Origin of the sequence: Bifidobacterium hapali, from assembly GCF_002259755.1 — a bacterium.
In the GTDB taxonomy this organism is placed as follows: domain Bacteria; phylum Actinomycetota; class Actinomycetes; order Actinomycetales; family Bifidobacteriaceae; genus Bifidobacterium; species Bifidobacterium hapali.
In genome coordinates this window covers 16,444-42,976 of sequence record NZ_MWWY01000020.1, presented here as the reverse complement: position 1 = coordinate 42,976, position 26,533 = coordinate 16,444, and the positions used below count along the sequence as shown (strand labels likewise).

Genomic DNA, 26,533 nt, shown 5'->3' with positions numbered 1-26,533 from the left:
TGTTTTCAACGTTTTTGCCAAATGTACGCTCATGGGTTTACCGCATCATGGGAGAATTACCGCACTATATGCGCGAGGTCGGGTGTCGCAGCAACGCCTTCGGGCCCGGTGCTCGAGTACACTGGGGAGCATTATGGCACAAGATAATGCGAATTATGGTTCACTGGGGGCGCTGGCGCCGAGCTGGGATGGCGGTTATGACGGCGAGCGCAATATTGATTCGGATGAGATTTATGAGCGGTTTTTTGGTTGGGTTGCGGATGTGAAGCATATTGAGCCGTGGCCGCATCAGGAGGAAGCTATTTTGGACTTGCTTGCTGGTGATCATGTGATTTTGAATACGCCTACGGGTTCGGGTAAGTCGTTGGTGGCGCTTGGTATGCATTTTGCGGCGTTGTGTACTGGTCGGCGTTCGTATTATACGGCGCCGATTAAGGCGTTGGTGTCTGAGAAGTTTTTTGATTTGGTTGAGGTGTTTGGTCGTGACAATGTTGGCATGATTACGGGGGATACGCATATTAATGCGGATGCGCCGATTATTTGTTGTACGGCTGAGATTTTGGCGAATCAGGCGTTGCGTGAGGGTCGTCATGCGGATGTGGGTTGTGTGGCGATGGATGAGTTTCATTATTTTGGGGATCCGGAGCGTGGTTGGGCGTGGCAGGTGCCGTTGTTGACGTTGCCGAGGACGCAGTTTTTGTTGATGAGTGCGACGTTGGGTAATGTTGATGCGATTGCTGACAAGCTTGAGGATATGACTGGTGCGGATGTGGATATTATTGCGGATGCGCCGCGTCCGGTGCCGTTGACGTATGAGTATACGTTGGATCCGTTGGAGAAGACGGTTGAGCTTGCGTTTCGTGAGGGTTCTACGCCGATTTATGTGGTGCATTTTTCGCAGGATGCAGCGTTGGAGACGGCGCAGGCGCTTGCATCGACTGGTGTGTCGAGTAAGGAGCAGCGTGCGGCGATTGCTGATGCGATTAAGGGTGTGAAGTTTACTACTGCGTTTGGTAAGATTTTGCAGCGGTTATTGAGGACTGGTGTGGGTATTCATCATGCGGGTATGTTGCCGCGGTATCGTCGTCTTGTTGAGCAGCTTGCGCAGCAGGGTTTGTTGCCGGTGATTTGTGGTACGGATACGCTTGGTGTGGGTATTAATGTGCCGATTCATTCGGTGGTGTTGACGGCGTTGACGAAGTTTGATGGTACGCATATGCGTCGTTTGCGGGCTCGTGAGTTTCATCAGATTGCGGGTCGTGCGGGTCGTATGGGGTTTGATACTGAGGGGCTTGTGATTGCTGAGGCTCCTGAGTTTGAGATTGAGAATGCTAAGGCGGTTGCTAAAGCTGGTAATGATCCGAAGAAGTTGAAGAAGGTGAAGCGTAAGAAGGCTCCTGAGGGTTTTGTTACGTGGAATCAGGCTACGTTTGATAAGTTGATTGATGCGGCTCCGGAAACGTTGGTGCCGCATATGAAGATTACGCATTCGATGGTGCTCAATGAGGTGGCGCAGGGTGGTGATGCGCGTCGGCGTGTGGATCGTTTGATTGATGATTCTGCGCAGAATCCTGATCAGAAGGAGCAGTTGCATCAGCGTACGGATGAGATTTTTCAAACGTTATTCGATACGAAGGTTATTGAAACTGAGGACCGTGATGACGGGGGTAAAGACTATTTTCTGGATGTGGATGTGCCGGATGATTTCGCGCTTGATCAACCTTTGTCCCCGTTCTTGCTGGCTGCGTTGGAATTACTTGATCCGGAGTCGGATACGTATGCGCTCGATGTGATTTCGATGGTTGAATCCACGCTCGAAGATCCTAAACAGGTATTGCGTGCGCAGGAGCGTCAGGCGCGTGACAAAGCGTTGATCGAGATGAAAGAAGATGGTCTCGACTACGACGAGCGTATGGATAAACTGCAGGAAATCACGTATCCCAAACCGTTGGAAGATATGCTGCAAGCTGCGTTTGATCAGTATCGTGCTGATGTGCCGTGGGCAAATGATTACTGGTTGTCACCGAAATCCGTGGTACGTGACATGGTGGAAACCGCGTCTGATTTCACTGGTTATATCGCGCGTTACGATATTGCGCGTTCGGAAGGCACGTTGTTACGCTATCTGTCTGACGCGTACCGGGCGTTGGCTCGTACGGTACCGGTTGAGAAACGTAATGAACAGTTGGATGATATTATTTCGTGGCTGCGCGTAGTTGTTCGTTCGATTGATTCGAGTCTTGTGGATGAGTGGGAGCATGCAGGTTCTGAATCTGATGCACAAGCTGAAGCTGCGGCTAACCTTGCGGCTCCTGGCGCACGCACGACTGTGGTGGAAGATCGTCGCGGTTTGATTGTGCTCATTCGTAACGCGATGTTCCGTCGTATTCAACTCATGGATCTTGACAAGCCGGAAGAACTGGGCGCGCTCGACAAAGACTGGGGTTACGGCGTACACGAATGGGAAGACGCGCTCGATGACTACTACGACGAGCACGAGTATGTTGGTATCGACGCGGCTGCGCGTTCTGGCAAGCTGTTTATCCTCGACGATTCGCTTGAACAGAAGGAACACGCGTGGAAAGTGAGGCAGATTATCGACGATTCCGATGGAGATCATGACTGGGCTATCACCGGTACAGTTGACCTCGATACCACGCAGGAAAGCGGTGAAGTGGTCTTCTTTGACTATCACGTTGGTGCAGCCTGACAGTCGGATGACCTACATGACCGTAGTTGAGCGTTGACCATCGATAGTGCGGATGGGCGAGGCGAAGGGGTGCGTGGCGGTTTTCTCTCACTGAGTGGCGCTCAGTGAGAGAAAACCGCCACGCACCACAACAGCTATCGAACGAATGTTCGAGTAGTGGAGTATGATGGGATGTCATGAGCGACAACGATCTGTTTGAGGCGAGCGCCAATGGCGACGAGGCGATGACCCGGCCGCTTGCGGTGCGTATGCGACCAAACACTATCGATGAAGTGGTAGGTCAGTCGCAAGTGTTGGGGGAGGGGTCGCCATTGCGGCGACTGGCAAATCCAGCATCGCGAGGTTCGCTCACTGCACCGAGTTCAATCATCCTGTTTGGGCCTCCTGGCGTGGGTAAAACCACGCTTGCGTATATTGTTGCCAAACAGTCTGGTCGCGCGTTTGAAGAACTTTCTGCAGTAACATCGGGCGTCAAGGATGTACGCGATGTGCTAGCGCGCGCTCGGCAACGACTGATATCCGAAGGCCGTGAAACAGTACTGTTTATCGACGAGGTGCATCGGTTTTCAAAATCACAACAGGATGCGCTATTACCGAGCGTAGAAAATCGTGATGTAACCTTCATCGCTGCCACCACGGAGAATCCGAGTTTTTCTGTGATTAAACCATTGTTGAGTCGATCAGTGGTTGTCAAACTCGAATCGTTAGAACCGGACGATTTGAAAACGCTAATTAGTCGCGCTGTCGAAGATCAGCGAGGACTCAAAGGCGAAGTGAAAATTACTGATGATGCAGTAGATGAGATTATTCGCCTCGCTGGCGGGGACGCGCGTAAAACATTGACGATTCTCGAAGCGGCAGCAGGCGCGGCTACCGGTGATCAAATGCGCAAGAAAGGTGCGCGTCGGCCGATGATCACCCCTGATATCGTCAGTCGCGTCATGGATGTGGCAACCGTGCGCTATGACAAAGACGGCGATGATCATTACGACGTTATCTCAGCGTTTATTAAATCAATGCGCGGCTCCGACCCAGATGCAGCTATCCACTATCTCGCCCGCATGCTGAGAGCGGGCGAAGACCCACGTTTTATTGCCCGGCGTATTATGATCGCTGCTGCTGAAGAAGTCGGTATGGCTGCTCCTCAAGTATTGCAGGTTACTGTCGCGGCTGCGCAAGCGGTCGCAATGATCGGCATGCCTGAAGCGCGTATTATTCTCGCTGAAGCTACCATCGCAGTAGCAACCGCTCCTAAGTCAAACGCTAGTTACAATGCGATTAATGCGGCGCTCGCTGATGTTGATGCTGGGCTAATCGGTCAAGTACCGTTATATTTGCGTAATGCTCCTACCAAGCTCATGAAAGAGTGGGGTAATCACGAAGGCTATAAATATGCGCATGATTGGCCGGGCGCAGTCGCTCCACAAGAGTATCTGCCTGAAGAGTTGCGCGGTCGCGAATATTATCATCCCAACGATCGCGGTTACGAGCATGAGGTAAAACCGCGACTAGAGAAAATCCGTAAAATTCTACACTCCGGTGAATGAAACGGTGTCCCATTAACATGGTGCCCTAGTTAAGGAACCGCGGTTGTAACTTGGATTTCGAGATGTGATAGCCGTTCCTAGTACTTTATCGTAATCAATAACGATTATGATCGATTCTTAAGAGCAAATCGATATAGAAATCGATTATAATCGATTTCTATAGAATATCTTAATGAAAAATCGTTTATACTGTGATTTATTGGCCTGAAGGGAGCGTCCTATGATCGACCGACCCATATATATGGATCAGATACGCCCGTTCATGGGGAAGAACATCATCAAGGTCCTTGTGGGCGCTCGACGTTCTGGCAAATCGACACTGCTTAAGCTCATCCGCGAACGTTTGCTCGCTGACGGAGTCCCGGAAAATTCCATGCTCCACCTCAATTTTGAGTCGAGTGCGACTGCCGACATCACGAACGATAGTGACCTCGTGCAATATGTTCGGGAACGCATGAACGGAAGTAAAGGACCTATCCGACTCTTCCTCGATGAAATTCAGGAAGTTGAACATTGGGAAAAAGCCGTGCGATCCTTCATGGTCGATTACAACGCTGACATTTACTTGACCGGTTCAAACGCACGCATGCTCTCCAGCGACTTGGCTACCTATATCACCGGGCGATACGTGACCATTAACGTGTACCCCTTCTCGTTCGCAGAATTTTCTGATGCATACCATCATTTCAATGAAGCTATTGATAAGCGTGAAATACTCCGACGATATGTAGTTCAAGGCGGATTCCCCTTCCAAACCGATCTGGCATTTGACCAAACAGCTTCAATGCAATACCTCAACGACCTGTTCTCAACCATTCTGTTCAAGGATGTTGTTCGTCACGCAGGTATCCGAGACGCTGACGCACTGGAACGCGTTATACGCTACGTCATCAGCGAGGAAGGTCATCTTATTACTGTGGCAAATATCGCCGCATATATGAAAAGTGAACAGCGTAAAGTATCTGCAGAAACGATCGCCAACTATCTCGATGTGGCAAGTAAAGCCTTTCTGATTTATCGTGTTCCGCGAGAAGATGCCGTAGGCAAGCGCGCGTTGAAAATCAACGAAAAATACTACGTGGTTGATCAGGGGTTACGCAGTGCTATCGGATTCGATAATGCAGACGCGATAGATCAAGTTTTGGAAGGCATCGTCTACATGGAACTTCGCAGGCGAGGATACGACGTGCACGTAGGTAGGGTAGGCGACCGAGAAATTGACTTTATTGCTCGTCGCGGGGGTGAAACTTCCTACTATCAAGTCTCCTACTTGATCGGATCGCAGCAGACTGCGGACCGTGAGTTCGGTGCATTCGACGGCATACATGATAACTGGCCTAAGTTTGTGCTGAGCATGGACGAATTCCCGCGCACACGCGACGGTATCCGAGGCATGAACATCATCGACTGGCTACTTACTCGTGAAGAATAACTCCGTACAGCTGTCCTAGCAAGGGGAGCCTAGATAAAACACCCGCTGGACGGCGGTTGCTTGCCGAGGATGCAAAGTGGGTTGTCCAGTGTGATCGGCTAAGGTGTGCGGTGGTCTTGGCTGGACAGTCATGTATGAAGAGAGTTTTCCATGTGCGCCGAGACGAACATTGAGATAATTGAATGGTTGGGAAGCCGAATTCCAGAATGTGCAATCACCATTGTGGTGCGTCTGATGTAGGGAAAGGAACGGTGGCACCCATGCCCGAGCGTATGCCACACGATATCAAGAAGACGGGGAACGATAATACAACCGTGACGACTACAACTGATCAGCATGCATCACCTGCCGGCAATAGCCCGGTTGCAGACGAACGCATTCCATTGAGCTTGATCGGCTCAATTATTGCGGTCGGATCGCTCGCATTCGTTGGTATTCTTACCGAAACCGTGATGACGGTGCTCTTCCCCGAGCTCATGGTCGAATTTAACGTTGACACGGCTACTGTTCAGTGGATTACCACCATCTATCTATTGGTTGTTGCTGCGACTATGCCGCTGTCGTCGTTCTTGAATCGTCGATTCCGTCTCAAAACATTGTTCGTAGCAGCGGTCGTACTAGCAGTGACCGGTTCATGTATTATGATTGTCGGCCACTCGTTTGCGCTGATATTGCTTGCTCGTGTGATTCAAGGCATTGGCTCAGGCATTGCCGCGCCGCTGATGATGAACATTATTCTCGAACAGTCGCCGCGTTCCAAGGTCGGCCGTCTGATGGGTGTGGGTTCGCTCGTGATTACTGTCGCCCCGGCAATCGGACCGACGGTCGGAGGCGCAATTTCCAGCGTTCTGCCGTGGCGTGCGATTTTCGTGATTGTTGTTCCAATCGTGCTTATTGTCTCGTTACCGGTTGGGCTGAAGTGTATTCGTCAAAGCCGCCCGACTGAGGAAGCACAGTTGAACCCGCTTCAGTTTGTGGCGATTGTGCTCGCCTTGTGCGGTCTTATTTTCGCGCTTAACCAAGCTGGTATCGCGATTAGTGCTAGCGTTGATGGCACTGGTTCGGCCCTGCGTCCGGCGATTATTGCAGTGATCAGTTTGATTATTGGCGTTGGTTCGCTGATATTCTTCGGCTGGTCAAGTAGCCGTTCATTCTCGCCACTGATTCGACTCGGTTGGATGCACGACCCAGTAGTACTCCTGCATCTGATCGCATACTTAGTGTTGCCGATTGTTGGTATTGGATTTGGTTACGTGATTACTAATGTGGCGCAGCTTTCGCTTGGTACGTCCGCGTTTACTGCTGGTGCGCTCGTGCTGCCGGGTGCGTTGATTGGCGCATTTTTCGCACCGGTTGGCGGTATGCTGTACGACCGGTTTGGTGCTCCTCGCCCAGTACTTGCTGCTATTGGTATTGCGACGCTCGGCCCGGTGTTACTGCTCGTGTTCTCAATGCATTTGACACCGGCACTGCTCGCTGGATTCTACTTTATTTTCGGCTTGTGTTATGCGCTTGGATATTCGAATATTATGACTAGCGCGTTGAGTGGTATTGATCACGAGTTCACGCCGGATGGCAATGCGGTATTTCAGACGTCGCTGCAGTTTGGTGGAGCGGTGGGTACTGCACTGTTCTCTACGATTCTCGGCGTGGCGCAAGCCGGTTCCGGTGAAGAAGGCACAGCTGCATTCCGTCATGCAACTGCGGTTGGCGGCGCATACGTGTTTGCCACGATGACTCTTATCTGCATTATTGCACTGTGCGCGCTGATCGCCGCATTCCGCATCCGCGCTTCGCGCCGATAACGGCTTATCAATTATTCGAGCGTGTGGCTCCCACATGAGGGGAGCCACACATGTTATGCGGCGAGCGCTTTTTTGACGCGGTTGAGACTGACGGGCTTTGGTGTGCCGAGTTCTTGTGCCCATAGGGACACATAAAACTCTTCGAGCATCCAGCGTGCTTGTGTTGCTTTATGCATTAACGCTTCATGCCGTGGCCCAGCTGGTTCAGCTTTCGCTTGTGCGAGTGCTTTATCAACGAGTTGCTTGGCCTCATCAGCTTCCCAAGCCCAGCGAACATCACGATTCTTATCGCTCTTTGCTTTCGTCAAACGCATGCGATCCGCCTGTAGATAGCGTGGAATCTGCGCTAACGCATCTGGGGGAGTAGCGCCGATAAATCCGGGGAATACGAGCGTCGCAATATGTTCACGTACTGATTGCAACACGGACAGCATCGGCAAATCAGCTTTACCGCTCGTTGCCTTATCCACTTCAGCATAGCGTTGCAGAATCGTAATCACATCATGCGCTACCGCATACACGGTGTCTTCAAACACTTGTGTCACACCCAACACTGCATCAGCTAACGCATCATCATTTGGCAATGTATCAATCGCAGGTAGGAGTCGTTTCACTGCCGCCAACTGTAAATCTTCCACCAAATCTTTCGTCGACGAATACGGTGCAGCCGCCAACATGAGTGCTTCCGTACCCAGCCAACGAGACGAAATACGCTCCGATGGCAGTCGCAACGCATCCAACGCGCCACGCCACAGCATCGTCGCACGCGATTCAGTAGTCGCACCAGCCTTATGCAACAGATTCGCATGCTCTACCAGTCGACCCTCATCAGCCGCACGATCAGCTTGCTTCTTGACCATCTGACGTGCCGACGCTTCCGCTTGCGCTGCAAACCGACGCTGCAACTCAACCAACGACTTGCTAGAACCAAGCACCTTCACCGGACCACGTCCACCGCGCCGGCTGCCACGAGCATTCTTCGGTGCAGGTAACTGCTGTTCAACTACAAACGTCATCCGCAGATACGGGTTCAGTTTCTCCCACAAGTCACCAGTAAGCACTTCAGGATGAATCTGTGCGCCAATCGTCTCAATTGCTGCACGAGTAAACGCATGCGGTAAATCAGGCCAACGCGTCTGACCATCCGTGTCGACCGGTGGCAACTGCGGATGCCCACGATCACCGGAACCCGGCAACGCTTCATAATGCTCGTCAATCCACGCACGAATACGACGCGCATTGTCTGGAGCTGGCACAAACTGCACGCGCAACGATTTAGGCAACGCTTTAATCATGCCCACAATCAGCTCGTTCAACAAGCCCGGCACATTCCACGTAAACTGTTCCGGCGTCAGGCGAGACAAGACTTTCAACGGCACATGCACGGTCACACCGTCGGCAGGATCATGCGGGTCGTAGACGTAGCTTAACCGCAAGTCAATCGGCTGACCGTCCGTGCCAAGCGTATGCCAATGATCCGGATAATCCGCCAACGACACCGACTCAGTCGAACTCAAACGCTCAACTTTATCCGGGTCAAAATCCAACAGATGCGGATGCTCATCGTGCTCGCGCTTCCACCATTTCGCTAAATCCGCCACCGACGTCACGTCACTGGGAATCACCGACTGATAAAAGTCAAACAAATCCTCGTCACTCACTGTTTGCGCGATTTGACGCGTGCGACTCGCATCATCAGCAGCATCTTCGAGAATGTCACGATTACGGCCGATAAACTCGTCGTAACTAAACCGCTGCTGTATATCACCCTCGACTAAACCCTGTCGAATCAGAAAATCACGCGCTTCAGGCGGGTTAATACGACCCCACTGCACAGTACGATCCTGCACAATCGGCAAGCCATACAACAGTACTTTTGCACTCGCCACCGCAGAGCCGCGCGAACCTGACCAATGCGGTTCCGCATACGTGGTACGCGTCAACTGGCCAGCCAACGGTTCCGCCCACGCCGGGTCAATCGCCGCTGAATACCGTGCCCATAAACGACTCGTTTCCACCAGTTCGGTACTCATCACCCATGCTGGCGTCGATTTAGCCACACTGGAGGCTGGAAACAGTGCGAAGTGTGTGCCGCGTGCACCCTGATAATCGTTTTTTGCCATCTTCTGCGCGCGTTTGATCGCTTTCGCACGAGCCGCACCCTTCAGACCCGTAAAATCAGACGCTTTCGGCTCACGCACCACCTGCATACCCATCATTGACAGCAGACCGGCAAGCATCGAGGTATGAATCCCGCGATCATCCCACGAACAACGCAACGAGCCCGCTGCCTGCTGATTGATTGGCAATTGACGAATCGCAAGCTCAGGACGAGACGCAGGCTGCGGCGAGCCGACAGTGAACTTGAGCTCATGGCACATGTCCGTCAGCTGATTCACCAAATCTTTCCACTGACGCACGCGTAGCCAACTGAAATACTCGTTTTTACAGATACGTCGCAACGCCGAATTACTCGGCTCACCATCCGCTTGGAATATACGATCCCATATATTCAACGCGGTTAAATAATCACTCGTCGGGTCGGCGTATCGGTTATGAATACGATCAGCCTCGTCACGCGCCTCGTCTGGCCGCTCACGCGGATCTTGCAAACTCAAAAACGCGACAATCACCAACACTGCCGCCAACGTATCCGGTGTCGTTGAACGCGCAGCTTCAATCACCATGCGACCCAAGCGAACATCAATCGGAATACGCGCCAATTGGCGGCCAATATGCGTAAGCGTCACCTCACCATGCCGCCGAGCAACCGCTTTCAGCTCGGTCAGCTCATTAAAACCATCCGACACAGCTCGCATATCTGGCGGATCAATAAAGCCGAACGTCGTTACATCCTCAGCCGTGCGAGCCACACCAACAGACAACATATGCAGTACAACCGCGCCCAGTGATGTACGCAAAATCTCCGGTTCAGTAAACCGAGGTCGTGTCTCATAATCGTCACGAGAATACAAGCGAATCGCAATACCATCTGCAATACGACCACAACGACCACTTCGCTGGTCGGCGCTTGCTTGCGAAATCGGCTCAATCGGCAGTCGCTGCACTTTCGCAGTCTTTGAATAACGCGAAATACGGGCAGTACCAGGATCAACCACGTAACGAATACCCGGCACAGTGAGCGACGTTTCCGCCACATTCGTTGCAATCACAATACGCTGATGCGTATGCGGTTCAAACACACGATGCTGATCTTTCGCAGACAATCGCGCAAACAACGGCATAATCTCAATTGCATCCGGCCGACGCATATCGTCAACACGCGGCCCATAATGACGACGCAACGCGTTTTCAAACTCATGAATATCGCGCTCGCCAGACGCGAACACGAGAATGTCACGCGCGCCGCGCTCATGACTTGAATGAATCACCAATTCAGCACAAGCGCGAGCCACAGCCGTCGGCATGTCCATATCTGTGTCCGTATCGCGAGCATTATTGCGACTGTTCTCACTCGGAGCAGCCGACAGACGCTCATACTCCTCATCGCCGGGCATCGCACCAGTTTCAAAACCGGGAACCGTTCGCATTAATGCAGGCGCAGTACCAAGCGGCTCATACACCACTTGCACAGGGAACGTACGGCCAGAAACTTCAATCACCGGCACTTTCGCATGCAACGCATGCTCAAAATGCTCACGAAACTTCACCGAATCAATCGTTGCTGACGTGATAATAAGCTTCAAATCACGCCGCTGCGGTAACAGAGCCGTCAAATAACCAAGCAGAAAATCGATGTTCAGACTGCGCTCATGCGCCTCATCAATCACAATCGTATCGTACTGGTTGAGCTGAGGATCACGTTGAATCTGCGCAAGCAGAATACCATCCGTCACTACGCGCAACCGTGTTTTCGGAGAACTCTCGTCAGTAAACCGCACTTGATAACCGACCTCGTCGCCCAAGCGCACATCCATTTCTGTAGCAATACGCTCGGCAACAGTACGCGCGGCAAGACGACGCGGCTGCGTATGCACAATCTGCTTACCATGCGTACCACGGCCAATTTCAAGCAGAATCTTCGGCAACTGCGTCGTTTTACCTGAGCCAGTCTGACCGGAAACGATCACAACCTGATGATGACGCACCGCATCAGCGATCTCCTCGCGCGCGGCAGACACTGGCAGTTCAGACGGATATTCAAATTTCATGAAAGTAACAGTTTCCTGACTTAAGTACGTTGATACTAGTGATACTGAAACGTGAGAAACGACAATGATGCGCTGTATTTACACCAACTACCAGCTACCCGCGTACCACTTCGATCACACGATAACCCTTCGCAGAATGATACTTTGACACGGCATACTCATCGCCAAGCGCTTGCGCAAGCCACGGGATCAGCGAATCCGCACCGAGATTCTTCTGTACCACCAAATACGCGGCACCACCCTGCGGTTTCAAACGCGGCAACCACGTCATGAGCAACGTGTGCAGCGCCTCCTTGCCAACACGAATCGGTGGATTTGACCAGATATAATCAAACACGAGATCATCCGGCATAGTCTTGCAACCTGCGACCGATTGCTGCGGCAGGGGAGCGCCAGAGTCATCACACTGCGTCGCATACACATGATCGCAACCATTGTGTCCTGCATTCGCAGCCGTCAGTTCGAGCGCACGCGCATTTACATCCACCGCCCACACATCAGCCGACGGCGAAGCCAACGCCATCGCCAACGACACAGGACCCCAACCACAACCGAGATCAAGAAACGTGCCAGACTGAGGTAGCTGCGGCACTTCACGCAACAACACCGACGTGCCCAAATCCAAACGAGACCCAGAAAACACGCCATTCGACGTTTCAACCTGCACCTCATGGCCTTGCAACGTGACCGTCAACGTGCGACGCACATCCTCAGACTCAGGATTGGCGGAAAAATACTGCTCGACCATACAACTCCTTACACCACTTAACATGCGGTCATCGCTCGTTCATCTCTAGCTGGGCACAAGCCATGCTGTGCGGGACATCCCGTGTCCGTGAGGGTCCTCCCATAGAGTCATGTCGCCCAAAACGATGATAATAAAGACCACCATAGTTCAATCGTGAGTCAAGAGGTCAGCCAAGAGGTGCCATTGAGCGAGCAGAATCCGCAATCCGCCATCGACAAAACCGTCACACACCAGATCGATACGCATCACAATGCAGACAGTCTGACGGCAGACGAGCCATCGTTAACCGGCGTACTGGCCGAACAGTCTGATGTATTGCTCGACGAGTCCATGCAGTCGGAGCAATGGAATGAAAGTCATGATGAGGCTTGGCAAGAACGTGAGTCACGCAACCAGCTCAAGCATGTCACCGGTCTCGGCGAGCTAGAAGACGTCACTGAAGTTGAATACCGTAAGGTACGACTCGAACGTGTCGTACTCGTTGGCGTATGGTCAAGCGCAACTACGACAGCTGCAGCGGCTGAAGAATCGTTACGAGAGCTTGCTGCGCTCGCTGAAACTGCTGGTGCTGTGGTGTGTGATGGTTTGCTGCAGCACCGCTATCGTCCAGATGCAGCTACGTATGTTGGCTCGGGTAAAGCGAAAGAAATTGCTGACATTGTGGCGCGAGAAGAGGCGGATACGATTATCGTGGACGATGATCTGCCGCCGAGCCAGCGACGTGCGCTCGAAGATGCGACCAAAGTGAAAGTTGTCGACCGTACTGCGGTGATTCTTGATATTTTTGCCCAGCATGCTACGAGCCGCGAAGGCAAAGCGCAGGTAGAGTTGGCGCAGCTTGAATACATGCTGCCGCGACTGCGCGGTTGGGGTGGTTCACTGTCTCGTCAGGCCGGTGGACGTGCAGCTGGCGCGGACGCTGGTATTGGTTCGCGAGGACCAGGCGAGACGAAGATTGAGATGGACCGTCGCGTAATTCGTACGCGTATTGCTCGATTACGGCGTCAGATTAAGCAGATGGCTCCTGCACGTGAGGTTAAGCGCGGTTCGCGTCGCCGATTTGGGTTGCCGACGGTTGCGGTAGTCGGTTACACGAACGCTGGCAAATCGTCGCTGACGAATCGACTCACTGGCTCAACTGAGCTCGTAGAAAACGCGTTATTTGCAACGCTTGATACTGCTGTACGACGCGCGCGAGCTAAGGACGGGCGACTCTACGCGTATGTTGACACGGTTGGATTCGTGCGGCGACTGCCTACGCAGCTGATTGAAGCGTTCAAGTCAACTCTTGAAGAAGTGGCTGACGCTGATCTTATTGTGCACGTGGTGGACGGTTCCCATCCTGACCCGTTCTCGCAAATTGACGCGGTCAACGATGTGCTTGCGGATATTGAGGGAGCGGCTGAAATTCCGCGCATTCTCGTGTTTAATAAAGCGGACCGTATCGATGAGACCACTCGTGAACGGTTATTGGCATTGGAACCGGATGCTCATATCGTATCTGCATACGATGGTGAAGGTATTGAAGCGCTTCGCGAGCAGATTGAGCGTATGTTGCCGATGCCGAACGTGCATGTCCATGCGTTGCTGCCGTATGCATCTGGCTCGCTGCTGTCGCGAATTCGCGAATACGGGCATGTGACAGACGTGCAATATCGTGACGACGGCATGATGATTGACGCGGAGGTGGGCAGTCATTTAGCGGCTCAAGTGATGGAACAGGCGATTGATTAACGGCTGAGGGCGTGTGTTGTATCGCCTGGATTTCACAATATGAACGTCGTTTTTGGACAGGGAATGTGAGCGCTCTCATATGTGACGAAAATCACTTATAGTTCTTGCGGCACGTGCGTCAGAAACGTCATCGTGTGTGGATAGAGTGAATGTGTTGTTTGGATGAATGCCGACACAATCGGCAGAATTTTCAAGAGAGGTCGCTAACAACATGGCTGAATTAAGCGTCAAGCCCACTAAGCTCGCAGTCGTCGGTGCCGGTGCAGTCGGCTCCACCCTCGCTTTCACCGCCGCTCAGCGTGGCGTTGCTCGTGAGATCGTCCTCGAGGACATTGCCAAGGAACGCGTTGAAGCTGAAGTGCTCGACATGCAGCACGGCTCCAGCTTCTACCCGGCCGTCTCCATCGACGGTTCCGATGATCCGGAGATCTGCCGCGATGCCGACATGATCGTCATCACCGCTGGTCCTCGTCAGAAGCCAGGCCAGTCCCGTCTTGAACTCGTTGGCGCAACCGTCAAGATCCTGCAGGCCATCATGCCGAACCTTGTCAAGGTTGCTCCGAACGCCATCTACATGCTCATCACCAACCCGGTTGATATCGCAACCCACGTTGCACAGCGCATCACCGGCCTGCCAGAAAACCAGATCTTCGGCTCCGGCACCAACCTCGATTCCGCTCGTCTTCGCTTCCTGATCGCTGAGCAGACCGGCGTCTCCGTCAAGAACGTTCACGCCTACATCTGCGGTGAGCACGGCGACTCCGAAGTCCCGCTGTGGGCTTCCGCCACCATCGCTGGTGTTCCAATGTGCGATTGGACCCCGCTGCCGGGTCACGAGCCGCTCGACGCCGCCAAGCGTGAAGAGATCCATCAGGAAGTCAAGAACGCTGCTTACAAGATCATCAACGGCAAGGGCGCAACCAACTACGCCATCGGCATGTCCGGCGTTGACATCGTTGAAGCCGTACTCTCCGACTCCAACCGCATCCTCCCTGTTTCCTCCATGCTCAAGGACTTCCACGGCATCTCCGACGTTTGCATGTCTGTCCCGACCCTCCTCAACCGCTCCGGCGTCAACACCCGCATCAACACCCCGGTCTCCGACCGTGAGCTTGCGGCCCTCAAGCGCTCCGCTGAGACGCTGAAGGAAACTGCCGCCCAGTTCGGCTTCTGACAATATCAGTGAGTGACGGAGCGTATACCGCCTTTCCTCAGCCTCGACGTGCCTTTGCACGCCTTCGGCTTCGCACGGCGGTCTCCGCACGCGTCACTCACTGATATGACAATATGGCGAACGACGGAGCGCCCGCTGCGTTGCTCCTCGGTCGCTGTACTGAGTAAAGCTTCCCTTGGGTAGGTTTGCGGTCGCACGCGTCGTTCGACATATTGTGTGCATGGCGAATGATGTAGTATTGTTTGTCTGAGAACTTTTGAGAAACCCCGGCATAATGCCGGGGTTTCTTGCATTTTGGGACTAATGAGAATGGTTGTGAGAAGCGGTTTCAGCAGCTGACAGCCACGGAAAGATAGAACATATGGCGCATAATCACGAGTCTGTATCAACTAGTGCAACAGATGGGCGAGCACATCAGCAACGGCTAACCATGACATTAGCGCTCACCGGAACCGTATTCATAGCCGAAGTAGTTGGTGCCATCATTACTGGTTCGCTAGCACTACTCGTTGATGCTGGACACATGCTTACCGACATGTCAGTGCTCATCGCCGCCACCATAACCGCCATTCTCATGCGGCGCAAGCCCAGCAATACTCGCACATGGGGTTGGGCTCGACTTGAAGTGATCACAGCTGGTGTCGGAGCACTTATTCTTCTTTTCGTAGGTATTTACGCACTTGTTGAATCCGGAATGCGTCTTTTTGGCCCATCCGAAGCGGACGTGCGTGATCCTAGACTGCTATTGTTCTTCGGCATACTTGGATTAGCGGCAAACGTGGGATCAATAGCTATCCTTGCTTCTCAAAGCAAAGATAACATGAATATGAAAGCCGCATTCCTTGAAGTCATGAACGACGCATTAGGTTCAGTTGCAGTCGTTATTTCCGCTATCGTCATGATGAGTACCGGTTGGACTGGATTTGACGCTGTAGCCGGCGGTATTATCGCACTTCTCATGATTCCACGAGCCATAGCATTACTGCGCAATGCAGTCAAAGTACTTCTTGAAGAAACGCCCGACGGGCTAGACCTTGATGCCGTACGTGAGCATCTCGAAGGGGTACCACATGTCGTTGCTGTACACGACTTACACGCCAGTACAGTCTCCACCGGCATGCCCATTCTAACTGCACACGTTGTTGTTGAACCCGGGCTCACCATGCAGCAGGCGGCCGAAATTCTCGAACAGTTACAAGATTGCCTACGCGATCATTTTCCGGTATCGGTACCGCACACAACATTCCAACTCGAACCACAAGGATATCAATCTGTTAGCGGTGAGCGTGTACACCGCTAACAGATTGGCTCTGTTAAATCAGAATTGACATTGATTCTTTCCTTGGCTCTCCTTGCTAGGGGAGCCAAGCGAAGCTGACTGAGGGGTAGTCTCCATGCATATGTCAAAGCTGGTTTAACAAAGCGATTAAATTTTTCGCAGTACAGTGACTACTCGACCCATGATTTGTGCGTGAGTGCCGTCAATGGGGGAGTACGCAGGATTATGCGGCATGAGCCACACATGACCATTGTCATTGCGGAATGTTTTAACCGTTGCTTCATCGCCGAGCAAAGCTGCCACGATATCCCCGTTGACTGCTGTATGCTGTTCACGCACTACCACAAAGTCGCCGTCACAGATCGCAGCGTCAACCATAGAATCGCCATGCACTTCAAGCATGAATAAATTACCGGTACCAGTCAATCGCTCCGGCAACCTCATAACATCGTCAACATGCTGTTCTGCGGTAATCGGTACGCCAGCCGCAATGCGACCTACTAACGGCACATCATGAGACTGCTGAATAGCAATACTGGCATTATCTGGGAACGGCAACACCGTAGCTGCCGTTGTTGCAGAGTCTTTCGCCCGAGGTGCTGGTGAAACTGAAGACTCCACCAATTCAATGGCGCGGCCCTTATTGGCATTCATACGAATAAAGCCTTTTTCCTCTAACACCTGCAACTGATGTTTTACCGAGGAAGGGCTTTTTAATCCAGCAGATTCGCCAATTTCACGGAATGATGGCACAAAGCCTCGTTCTGCGACATGAGTTCGGATCGCATCGAGCACTTTGCGCTGGCGCTCAGTCAATGCACTTTCCTGAGGCGGTTCGTTTGACCGTTTCGGAGTAAATGGGATAGTGCTCACGGTTGGCTCCTTTCATGTCCCCATTAGCATACCGTGAAATCAACAATAAATCAAACATCTGTTCGCATGTCGTGTTGCGCTTGTCGAACATATGTGCCACAATCAGAACTATTGTTCGACAGAACATACGTTCGAAAGGATGTGGTCGTTATGGTATTCGCAACAATGGAGTCCGGGGCGATGGCGGCATCTCATAAGATGGCAGCTGCTGGTAGAACGCGTTGCGCCGAGCCAATGCATGTGCATGTTCCGTTTCGTCTTAATCTTCGTGGTCGTGTTGTTGCTGCACTGCTCTGTGCGCTGTTGACTTGGGTTGCTTATTCATGGGTTCTTCCTCAGCAAGCTGATTCAGCGCCAACACCTATGCAGGTAACAACCTATACCGTTCAGCCTGGCGATACACTGTGGTTTTACGCTGAGATGATTACTCCGCAAGGGGGAGATGTGTCACAGCGTGTTGAGGAACTAATCCGTCTCAACCATCTTGATTCTTATATGCTTGAGGCAGGGCAGAGCATTGTTGTGCCGCAACAACAAGAATGATTGGGTGACGTTTTGCGTGTCAGACATGACTCACGCTATTGTTATGGGCATGCATTGCCCTTTTTGTCAACAACCAGATACCAAGGTCGTAGATACGCGTATCAGTGAGGACGGTTTTTCTATTCGTCGTCGTCGTGAATGTTTGAAATGCCATAAACGTTTTACGACGGTGGAGACTACTATGCTTCTGGTCACTAAACGTTCTGGCAATAGTGAGCCGTTTGATCGTAACAAGGTCATTTCCGGTGTGCGCAAGGCATGTCAAGGTCGTCCTATTAAAGAAGAGGACCTGAAACGACTTGGTCAGCAGGTGGAGGAGGATCTGCGCTCTCGAGGCTTGGCGGAAGTCAAGTCGGAAGATGTCGGCAAGGCGATTCTCACTCCGTTAAAGAAGCTTGACAAGGTTGCTTATCTACGTTTTGCAAGCGTGTATCAAGACTTCGATGGACTTGAAGACTTCCAACGAGCTATCGATGAACTGAAGAGTGAATGAATTATCGCTCCAATTGCGCATGCGATGATCGCAATAACATGAGTAGTTGGTATTGCGTTGATGTGCTAGTCGTTAATAGGTGGCAATAAGAAGAGCTCAATACAGCAAACGGGTGATCACAAGCAATGCAGCTTATAATCACCCGTTAGTGTGTATCACAATGATCTCAGCTAATCACTCGCATGCGAATGGTTCCTTCGATACGACGCAGTGCGTCCAAAGCGGCCTCACTCGGCGCCTGAGACACATCGGTGACCACATAACCGAGTTCACCTTCGGTACCGAGGGCCTGTGCCGCGATGTTAATATTTTCCTCGCCAAGCACATGGTTAACCTTGGCAAGCACACCAGGCAGATTGGCGTGCAGGTGGGCAATACGAGCCGTACCGGGTAACGAGCTCAACGTGATCTGTGGCAAGTTCACTGAGAGCATGGTAGAACCCTTCTCCCAGTAATCTTCAAGACGTTGTGAGACAAAGTGTCCAATAGCCTCTTGAGCTTCTAGCGTTGAACCACCGATATGTGGCGTGAGAATCATATTGTCTTCATCAGCCAGCGGCGTTGAGAACGGGTCCCCGCTCTTCTTCGGTTCAACAGGGAACACATCAACTGCAGCACCAGAGAGATGACCAGAATCAAGATGCTGTTTGAGCGCATCCAAATCAGCCACAAAACCACGCGACAGGTTGATAAAAATTGCACCCTGCTTCATATGCGCGAACTGATCTTTACCGAAAAATCCGGTGTTCGACTTACGCCCATCCACATGAATAGTCACGGCATCAGATTGCTCAAGTAACTCGTTCAACGTGTCGCAACGATGAGCATTGCCCATCGCCAGTTTTTCCTCAGTGTCATAAAACACTACGCGCATGCCCAATGCTTCAGCCAGCACCGACAATTGCGAGCCAATATTGCCATATCCAATAATGCCCAGTGTTTTGCCGCGCACTTCATGCGACCCAGACGCTGACTTATCCCACACGCCACGCTTCATATGATGTGTATGCGCAGGAATACGGCGCATCAGGCAGATGATATCGCAAATCACCAATTCCACAACAGAACGAGTATTCGAATAAGGAGCATTAAACACCGCAAGTCCGTGGCGCCCTGCATAGTCGAGATCTACTTGATTGGTGCCGATGCAAAAGCAGCCAACAGCTGTCAGCTCAGGGCGTGCGTCAATCACCTTGCGTGTGACACTTGTCTTCGATCGGATTCCTAACAGATCAACGCCATCAAGTGCGTCAATAAGCTCGTCTTCGCTCAATGCACCACTGCGTGTTTCAACCTCGAAACCGTGGTTACGCAACGATTGCACCGCAAAAGGATGAATATTTTCCAGTAGCAAAGCTTTAGGCATAACTCCACCTTAGATGGTTAGATCGTTTTCGTCTTGCTTTGTCCGCACTATAAGCAGTCGTTGTGTCGGACGGGTCATGGCAACATACAAATCAGATGCGGCCACTAAACGGGAAGGCGCCTCTTGTTCAATCAATCCCGGCTCCACAACAATCACAGCGTCATATTCCAGACCCTTGACTTCTTGAATGCTGCATACGCTGACTTGCTCATCCCAAGCGCTTTGCTCACGCAAACGAGCATAACGGTCAGCCGGAAGCGCTCGCTGAAGCGCTTGCCGCACATGTTCAAGTACTGCATCATGCAACGAATCCGGTGTCAACACTGCAACACGACCCGTACCATCATCGCTCACGAATTCACGAGTCAACTCAACCGTGCGAGCAGCAACATCCTCAAGCAGTGCTTCTTGATCTTCTACGCATGAGCGTCGCACCGAATCAGGAAGAGCGCGAACTGCTTTAACTGTGGAAATATAGAGTCCTTCACGCTCAGCAAATTGCGACGCGAGATCAGAAACTTCTTGAGGGTTACGATAATCAATCGTCAGTTCGTTCAGGCTCCAATGAGCTTCACCAAAGAGACGATCCATAACACGTTTCCACGAACGCGTACCGCCTAGTGACGAGGTTTGTGCAACATCGCCAACAATAGTGAATGAACGAGATGGACAACGTCGCAAGAGCATGCGCCAATCCATAGCAGTCAATTCCTGTGCCTCGTCCACAACGATATGCCCGTATGTCCATTCACGGTCAGAAGCAGCACGTTGCGCGGTCAATTCAGTGTCGGCACCGTTGATATTATCAACCAACATTTGTGCGGTAACAATACCTGAACCAATACCATTTTGCGCAAGCGTATCGCGCGCAAACTGTTCTTCTTCGGCGCGCGCGGCATCCTTAGCGCTGACACGGCCAGCGGCTTTCGGGTCGGGGCCGAGCAATTCCATAGCCTCATCGAGCAGCGGAATATCAGAACGAGTCAGCGGCGAGCCTTTCGGACGAGCCAACGCACGAATCTGATCGGCTGTAAGCCACGGAGCAAGTCGGTGCAGTCGTTCAGGATGCGACCATAACTGGTCAATTAACCACGGTGCATTCATCGGCAGCCACGCGAGATTAATAGTCTTACGCACCTTATCGTCCATACGCAGTAGTGACGTGACGCGATTTAACTCTGTTTCATCAGGCGTGTAATCCAATTGTTCGGCATATCGCGTGCGCATTGCGGCAAGAATGCTACGCACGAACGTTTCACGAGCTTTATTATGCGGTTGCCTCGTGCGCCGTGCATCAGCTTGTGCCTGCTCAATATCAACGGCCAACATCGGTACAGCAAAACCGTTAACGCGCGCAGTTGGCAAATCGGCAGGAACGCGCACGCGAGCGGTGATTGCATCAGCAATCAGTCGAGCCATACGCCGATCGCCTTTCAACATAGCTGCTACTGGTGAGTCAGTCACAGTTGCTGAAAATCCGGGGACAAGATCACCGATTGTACGACTGACCACGCCAGTTTCACCGAGCGAAGGCAACACTTGGTCAATGTAACGCAAGAATGTTGAACTCGGCCCGACAACAAGCACACCAGAACGTTCGAGCGTGCGTCGATGCGTATACAACAAGTAGGCGGCACGATGCAGCGCAACCGCAGTTTTACCAGTGCCTGGACCGCCTTGCACTACAACAGCCTGATTCATATCTGAACGGATAATGCGATCCTGCTCGGCCTGAATCGTGGCCACAATATCAGTCATTTTGCCGGTTCGACGAGAACTCAACGATGCAAGCAACGCACCTTCACCGGTGAGTGTGCCGGAAGCTGCTGCCTGATCAACTTGATGCGAATCAATATCAAGCACTTCGTCTTCAATACCAACCACTTCCCGGAATCGCAACGTCAAGTGGCGGCGCATCACGATGTCACCATGATTCGACGGAGTCGCCTCATAAAACGGGCGAGCGGCTTCAGCACGCCAGTCAGTCAGAATTGGCTCATGATTGTCGTCGGATAAACCAATGCGACCGATATAACGCCGATCAGCCTTGACATTGTCAAGCCGACCGAATACGAGACGATCTTCAACGGCGCGCATTTGCGTAAGCCGGTCTTCGTACATGGTGGCGAATGAGTCACGCTCGGTGCGTTGAGTGGGTGAACCGTGCGAGCCTGCAGCGCGTACGGTATCGAGGCGTGATTTCACCTGCGCACGCAACGCATCAAGTCGGCCATACGCACGGTCTACAGCCTGCTGCTCCTCGTGAATTTGCGCCGCATACTCCGACATACCCCTGCTCTCCTTGATCGGTGTGATCTGTGATCGCTGTGATCGTTGTGATCAGTGTTGCTGAAAACTCAGGCATTCCAATTTACTCCAAGGACCCTACGACCACTATCACAGGTGAACTCGCCAGATGAATTCTTTATGAACTACCCCCGTACAAATGGATGTATAGACGGGGTGCATCATGCCCCAACGCACACGTGATATCCAAACATGACGTTACCGAGTGGGGAATGTGATCGAAAAAGCATGGAAAATGTGAAAAAGTGGGGTTTTATGGTGATCAGTGGGGTAAAGTGGTGAACCAGCTGTGGCATCAGTATCGGTGACGGCAAATCGACAACTGAACTCAAGGAGGTGGAAATGGACGATCAGCAAACCATGCCGAACGTTCAGAGCACCTCTGCGAACCAAAATTCGGGCAATTCGGGCGTCGGCGCGCCTGCATTCGACCCGATGGCCGGCATGCCGCCACTGCTACTGGGAACGTACACTCCCAAAATCGACGCAAAAGGTCGCCTTGCCTTACCAGCTAAGCTGCGCGGTCAGCTTGGCCCGGGCATGGTGATGGCACGCGGTCAAGAACGCTGTATCTACCTGTTACCGCAGGTCGAGTTTCGCCGGATAGCTATGCAAATCCAGCGCACATCGATGGGTAACAAGGCAGCACGTGATTATTTGCGTGTGTTCTTGTCTGGCGCAGTCGATCAGGAGCCTGACAAGCAGGGGCGCATTCTGGTGCCACAGATGCTGCGCGACTACGCAAACCTCGGCACGGACGTAGTTGTGATTGGTGTAGGAACGCGAGCCGAGATTTGGAACAAGCAGGCGTGGGAGGAATACCTTGCTGCACAAGAGCAGGGATATTCCGATATCGCAGACGACGTACTACCGGCGGTGGAATTCTCATGATTGATGTAACAGCCATTCACCAGCCCGTACTGCTCAAGCAGTGCGTGGACTTGGTCGCGCCCGCGCTTGTGCGACCGGGATCAGTAGTCGTTGACTGTACGCTCGGACTTGCCGGTCACGCTGTGAATTTCCTCAAAGCCGCGCCGAACGCTCGTCTCATTGGTATTGACCGCGATGCTGAAGCGCTGGCGCTCGCTACTGAGCGTATGCGCAACGATGGTTTATCAGATCGTTTTACACCAGTGCATGCGGCATTTGATGAATTTGCTGCGGTACTCGATGATTTGCAGATTGACACGGTGAACGCTGTGTTCATGGACTTGGGATTGTCGAGTTTGCAAATTGACGAGACAGATCGTGGATTTTCTTATTCGCATGATGCGCCGCTTGACATGCGTATGGATGTCAGTCAACCGTTGACTGCTGAACGTATCGTCGCAACGTATTCTGTCGACGATTTGACTCGTATTTTCCGTGACTATGGTGAGGAACGATTCGCGCGTCAAATAGCGCGTGAAATCGTCAAGCGGCGTGACCTTGAGCCGATCACGTCTTCGGCTCAGCTCAGTCGTCTGGTCGACGAGGTTGTACCGCAAGCGCATCGCCCTGCCGGCAATCCAGCAAAACGCGTATTCCAAGCACTACGTATTGAAGTCAACGGTGAGCTAGATAAGCTCGCGCGCACACTGCCGCAGATCGCCGCGCATTTGGCTGTGGACGGTCGGATCGTGGTCGAGTCGTACCACTCACTTGAAGATCGAACAGTCAAAACATTCATGACGCAGGGATTGAAGATTGATGCACCTGCCGGTTTGCCGATGATTCCGCCGGATGCTGAACCGTTCTTTGAGGAGCTTACGCGCGGCGCGATGAAGGCAGACGAGACAGAAATCGCAAGCAACCCGAGATCTGCTTCGGTGCGTCTTCGTGCGGTGCGGCTGACTCGTCCTATTCCTGAACGGCGCATGCGCGCGATCAACGAAGACGGTGAACGTTATATGCAAGGTAGCCGTGATGGACAGAATCGTGGCCGTGGCCGCAATCATGCTGCCAATCATGCCGGCAATCGGAGTCGGACAAGTCGGACAGGAAAGGATCGTCGATGAGCAACCGAGCACGAACAGTACGCTCTGGCGACATGCGATCCAATGCTGTACCTTCGACGAGTCGACGTCCACAGTCAGTAACCGCATCGCCTCGGCCGCAACTGCACGTTGTCTCCGATACAGGCAAACAGCGTAACGCAGTAACCGGTGGTTTAACCAGACTCGTTGTGTGGACTCGTTCACGCAGCACGTCACTGTTTCACATTGTGATCGCGGCCCTATTCCTTGCCGCTACGCTAGTGGGCGCATTGGTTTTACGCACGCAGATGGTGGAGAACTCGTTTGAAGCTGCATCGGTACAAGCGAACATCACTCAGCTCACGCAAGATGTTGAGGAAGATCAAGCGAAACTCGACGCGCTCGAAGCCTCCCTGCCAGATAAGGCAGAACAACTTGGCATGGTACTGCAACAAGGCTCGCTATCTATCGACTTGAACGGGTACAAACCTGCTGAATCATCCAATACCGCTTCTCATAACTCAAATAAGACAAACGAGGCAACCAACAGCGAAAAGGCAGGTGAGGGACAGTGAATACCACGCGCAGAGTGGATCGGGCGCGTTCGTTCACCGCTCGATGCATCGCGGTTGCAGCCGTGCTGGCACTTGTTGCCTCAATCTGCCTCATCCAACTTGCGAATCTACAGTTACTCGGCAAAAACACGGCTATCGCAGCCACGCAAGGCCGCACTACAAAAGTCGCGGTCAACGCGAAGCGCGGCCGAATCCTTGATGCCAACGGTACTGTTCTCGCTCAGAGCGTTGAACGATACAATATCGTTGTCGACCCGCAACTTGCTACCGAATTCAAGCCGACTGATTGCACAAGCAAAACGAAGAATTACTGTCAGCAGATTGACGGTAAACCAGTCGGTGCGACTGGTGCCGCAGGCGTTGCTCGTCTGCTTGCGAGCGTACTCGAAGGCACAAGCGCTATGGAGTTGGGCGGGCGCATCAGCGAAGCCAATAACCGGTACTTGGTCATAGCGAAAGATGTCACGCCTGAGGTTAAGCGTAAAGTTGACGCGCTCGGACTCGGCGGCATTGTATACGGCGAATTGACCAATGAGCGTGTCTATTCAGGTGGCACTATGCTCGGCCCTATCCTTGGCGGTGTGGATGCTGAAGGCACTGGCGTGGCTGGCCTTGAGCAGATTCTTGACAAGAAGCTGACCGGTACCGATGGTTATGAGGTTTACCAGCGGGGCAACGGTGGCTCTGAGATGATTCCTGGCACGCTTACTGACTCCCAAGATGCCGTTAACGGTTCGGATGTAACGCTCACTATCGACTCGAATGTTGACTGGTATGTCAAGAAAGCGTTGACCGATGGTGTGAAAGAACATGATGCCGAGTGGGCGCTCGGAGTTGTGTACGATCTGAAAACCGGTGGTGTGCTCGCGCTCGAAGATACTGACCAGTATGAGGCTGGCAGTAGCGATGCCAAACTCAACGCGTCGCGCGTTGTCAGCGAAACTTTTGACCCTGGTTCGATCGGCAAAGTGTTCACGATGTCCGGAGAACTTCAGGAAGGCATACATAAAGCTACCGATAAGTTCACGGTGCCAGACACTATTACTGTGGACGGCCAATCGTATAAGGACGCGTCTAATCACGCTGCTAAGAATTGGACATATGCCGGTATTCTCAAGAACTCGTCAAACGTTGGCATGATTATGGCTGCCACGAATTACAGTGACGAAAAACGCTACGAGTATTTGAAAAAGTTCGGCATAGGTGAGGAAAGTGGTCTTGGCTTAAGTGGTGAATCTCCAGGCTTGCTGTACAGTTGGCGCAACTGGGATTTGCGTACGCGCAACACGGTGCTGTTCGGCCAAGGCTACACGATGAATGCTTTGCAAATCACGCGCGCTATCGCCACGATTGCCAATAAGGGCGTCATGCCGTCAATGAAAATCATTGATACCGTCACCGATGCGAACGGACACACTACAGCTGTTCCTTCCGGCGACGCGACGCGCGTAGTCGACGAGTCCGTTGCCAAAGACGTACTCAATGCGATGGAATCAGTCTCCGACCTGTACTCGCGTATCGTTTCGGTACCCGGATATCGGATTGCTGCAAAATCGGGTACGGCTGAAGTCGCTGGTGCTGACGGTCGACTCACCTCAATCGTCAGTGACTGGGTAGGTATTATTCCCGCTGATAATCCACGGTTTGTCGTCACTGTCGTCATGAAGGACGCTAAGGTCAACGCTCTCGGTGGTCTGAGCGCTGGCCCAGTGTTCGCTAAGATCGGTGAATTCCTTATGCAGAAATACAACGTATCTCCCTCACCTGCACGTACGGATGCTATTCCAGTGGAATGGTAGGCGGGCAGTGACAGAGAACGG

The 26,533-nt window shown here is 52.4% G+C and carries 18 protein-coding genes; 13 read left to right on the top strand and 5 right to left on the bottom strand.

All coding sequences use genetic code 11. The features are described 5' to 3' along the window. Positions 1-133: 133 nt before the first annotated feature. From BHAP_RS04345 to BHAP_RS04330, 4 genes are all read left to right on the top strand, one after another. On the top strand, positions 134-2,710 hold the full coding sequence (locus BHAP_RS04345) for a DEAD/DEAH box helicase (RefSeq protein WP_094729527.1): 2,577 nt from the start codon (positions 134-136) through the stop codon (positions 2,708-2,710). A 176-nt stretch (positions 2,711-2,886) separates the two neighbouring features. Beyond that, on the top strand, positions 2,887-4,257 hold the full coding sequence (locus BHAP_RS04340; protein WP_094729526.1) for a replication-associated recombination protein A: 1,371 nt from the start codon (positions 2,887-2,889) through the stop codon (positions 4,255-4,257). 220 nt (positions 4,258-4,477) lie between these two features. Beyond that, positions 4,478-5,689, top strand: a complete 1,212-nt coding sequence (locus BHAP_RS04335; RefSeq protein ID WP_094729525.1) for an ATP-binding protein — start codon at positions 4,478-4,480, stop codon at positions 5,687-5,689. 260 nt (positions 5,690-5,949) lie between these two features. Then, complete coding sequence (locus BHAP_RS04330; protein WP_244569292.1) at positions 5,950-7,494, top strand: MFS transporter; 1,545 nt, start codon at positions 5,950-5,952, stop codon at positions 7,492-7,494. Positions 7,495-7,547: 53 nt separating this feature from the next. On the opposite strand, the gene BHAP_RS04325 is transcribed toward BHAP_RS04330, so the two are convergent. Then, a complete protein-coding gene (locus BHAP_RS04325; protein WP_094729524.1) occupies positions 7,548-11,666 on the bottom strand; it encodes a DUF3418 domain-containing protein in 4,119 nt (1,372 codons plus the stop codon). 94 nt (positions 11,667-11,760) lie between these two features. After that, positions 11,761-12,414, bottom strand: a complete 654-nt coding sequence (locus BHAP_RS04320; protein ID WP_094729523.1) for a class I SAM-dependent methyltransferase — start codon at positions 12,412-12,414, stop codon at positions 11,761-11,763. 330 nt (positions 12,415-12,744) lie between these two features. Here BHAP_RS04320 and hflX point away from each other — a divergent pair, with 330 nt between their 5' ends. The 3 genes from hflX (at position 12,745) to BHAP_RS04305 (ending at position 16,622) form a co-directional block, all read left to right on the top strand. After that, the gene (hflX, locus tag BHAP_RS04315) at positions 12,745-14,148 is read left to right on the top strand and encodes a GTPase HflX (RefSeq protein ID WP_094729571.1); all 1,404 of its coding nucleotides are present in this window, start codon (positions 12,745-12,747) and stop codon (positions 14,146-14,148) included. Between the two features lie 211 nt (positions 14,149-14,359). Next, complete coding sequence (locus tag BHAP_RS04310) at positions 14,360-15,322, top strand: L-lactate dehydrogenase (protein WP_094729522.1); 963 nt, start codon at positions 14,360-14,362, stop codon at positions 15,320-15,322. Positions 15,323-15,683: 361 nt separating this feature from the next. Next, positions 15,684-16,622, top strand: coding sequence for a cation diffusion facilitator family transporter (locus BHAP_RS04305; RefSeq protein ID WP_094729521.1), 939 nt, complete (start codon positions 15,684-15,686; stop codon positions 16,620-16,622). 126 nt (positions 16,623-16,748) lie between these two features. On the opposite strand, the gene lexA is transcribed toward BHAP_RS04305, so the two are convergent. Next, the gene (lexA, locus tag BHAP_RS04300) at positions 16,749-17,474 is read right to left on the bottom strand and encodes a transcriptional repressor LexA (RefSeq protein WP_094729520.1); all 726 of its coding nucleotides are present in this window, start codon (positions 17,472-17,474) and stop codon (positions 16,749-16,751) included. Positions 17,475-17,624: 150 nt separating this feature from the next. Here lexA and BHAP_RS04295 point away from each other — a divergent pair, with 150 nt between their 5' ends. Continuing rightward, positions 17,625-18,017 (top strand): LysM peptidoglycan-binding domain-containing protein, encoded by a 393-nt coding sequence (locus BHAP_RS04295; protein ID WP_169713165.1) that lies wholly within the window; start codon positions 17,625-17,627, stop codon positions 18,015-18,017. Between the two features lie 49 nt (positions 18,018-18,066). Next, positions 18,067-18,510, top strand: coding sequence for a transcriptional regulator NrdR (gene nrdR, locus BHAP_RS04290; protein WP_094729569.1), 444 nt, complete (start codon positions 18,067-18,069; stop codon positions 18,508-18,510). A 166-nt stretch (positions 18,511-18,676) separates the two neighbouring features. On the opposite strand, the gene serA is transcribed toward nrdR, so the two are convergent. Both serA and BHAP_RS04280 read right to left on the bottom strand, forming a co-directional pair. Continuing rightward, entirely contained in the window at positions 18,677-19,876 is a 1,200-nt protein-coding gene (serA, locus tag BHAP_RS04285) for a phosphoglycerate dehydrogenase (protein WP_094729519.1), read from the bottom strand. Positions 19,877-19,885: 9 nt separating this feature from the next. Further along, the gene (locus BHAP_RS04280) at positions 19,886-22,165 is read right to left on the bottom strand and encodes a HelD family protein (RefSeq protein WP_094729518.1); all 2,280 of its coding nucleotides are present in this window, start codon (positions 22,163-22,165) and stop codon (positions 19,886-19,888) included. Between the two features lie 453 nt (positions 22,166-22,618). Between BHAP_RS04280 and mraZ the strand changes: the two genes are divergently transcribed. From mraZ to BHAP_RS04260, 4 genes are read left to right on the top strand one after another with little or no spacing between them, the layout of a single operon-like run. Next, entirely contained in the window at positions 22,619-23,074 is a 456-nt protein-coding gene (mraZ, locus tag BHAP_RS04275; protein ID WP_094729568.1) for a division/cell wall cluster transcriptional repressor MraZ, read from the top strand. After that, the gene (rsmH, locus tag BHAP_RS04270) at positions 23,071-24,180 is read left to right on the top strand and encodes a 16S rRNA (cytosine(1402)-N(4))-methyltransferase RsmH (RefSeq protein WP_094729517.1); all 1,110 of its coding nucleotides are present in this window, start codon (positions 23,071-23,073) and stop codon (positions 24,178-24,180) included. Before mraZ ends, rsmH begins: the two co-directional genes overlap by 4 nt. A 32-nt stretch (positions 24,181-24,212) precedes the next feature. Continuing rightward, positions 24,213-24,713: a cell division protein FtsL gene (gene ftsL, locus BHAP_RS04265; protein WP_244569291.1), complete on the top strand. Its 501-nt coding sequence runs from the start codon at positions 24,213-24,215 to the stop codon at positions 24,711-24,713. Then, on the top strand, positions 24,710-26,512 hold the full coding sequence (locus BHAP_RS04260; RefSeq protein ID WP_094729516.1) for a peptidoglycan D,D-transpeptidase FtsI family protein: 1,803 nt from the start codon (positions 24,710-24,712) through the stop codon (positions 26,510-26,512). The genes ftsL and BHAP_RS04260 overlap by 4 nt, the downstream gene beginning before the upstream one ends. The last annotated feature ends 21 nt before the right edge of the window (positions 26,513-26,533 follow it).

Bases quoted from the DNA above. Each gene is read 5' to 3' on its own strand.
- BHAP_RS04345 (WP_094729527.1), top strand. From the start codon at position 134: ATGGCACAAGATAATGCGAATTATGGTTCACTGGGGGCGCTGGCGCCG.
- BHAP_RS04340 (WP_094729526.1), top strand. From the start codon at position 2,887: ATGAGCGACAACGATCTGTTTGAGGCGAGCGCCAATGGCGACGAGGCG.
- BHAP_RS04335 (WP_094729525.1), top strand. From the start codon at position 4,478: ATGATCGACCGACCCATATATATGGATCAGATACGCCCGTTCATGGGG.
- BHAP_RS04330 (WP_244569292.1), top strand. From the start codon at position 5,950: ATGCCCGAGCGTATGCCACACGATATCAAGAAGACGGGGAACGATAAT.
- BHAP_RS04325 (WP_094729524.1), bottom strand. From the start codon at position 11,666: ATGAAATTTGAATATCCGTCTGAACTGCCAGTGTCTGCCGCGCGCGAG.
- BHAP_RS04320 (WP_094729523.1), bottom strand. From the start codon at position 12,414: ATGGTCGAGCAGTATTTTTCCGCCAATCCTGAGTCTGAGGATGTGCGT.
- hflX (WP_094729571.1), top strand. From the start codon at position 12,745: ATGCAGTCGGAGCAATGGAATGAAAGTCATGATGAGGCTTGGCAAGAA.
- BHAP_RS04310 (WP_094729522.1), top strand. From the start codon at position 14,360: ATGGCTGAATTAAGCGTCAAGCCCACTAAGCTCGCAGTCGTCGGTGCC.
- BHAP_RS04305 (WP_094729521.1), top strand. From the start codon at position 15,684: ATGGCGCATAATCACGAGTCTGTATCAACTAGTGCAACAGATGGGCGA.
- BHAP_RS04295 (WP_169713165.1), top strand. From the start codon at position 17,625: ATGGTATTCGCAACAATGGAGTCCGGGGCGATGGCGGCATCTCATAAG.
- nrdR (WP_094729569.1), top strand. From the start codon at position 18,067: ATGCATTGCCCTTTTTGTCAACAACCAGATACCAAGGTCGTAGATACG.
- serA (WP_094729519.1), bottom strand. From the start codon at position 19,876: ATGCCTAAAGCTTTGCTACTGGAAAATATTCATCCTTTTGCGGTGCAA.
- BHAP_RS04280 (WP_094729518.1), bottom strand. From the start codon at position 22,165: ATGTCGGAGTATGCGGCGCAAATTCACGAGGAGCAGCAGGCTGTAGAC.
- mraZ (WP_094729568.1), top strand. From the start codon at position 22,619: ATGGCCGGCATGCCGCCACTGCTACTGGGAACGTACACTCCCAAAATC.
- rsmH (WP_094729517.1), top strand. From the start codon at position 23,071: ATGATTGATGTAACAGCCATTCACCAGCCCGTACTGCTCAAGCAGTGC.
- ftsL (WP_244569291.1), top strand. From the start codon at position 24,213: ATGCGATCCAATGCTGTACCTTCGACGAGTCGACGTCCACAGTCAGTA.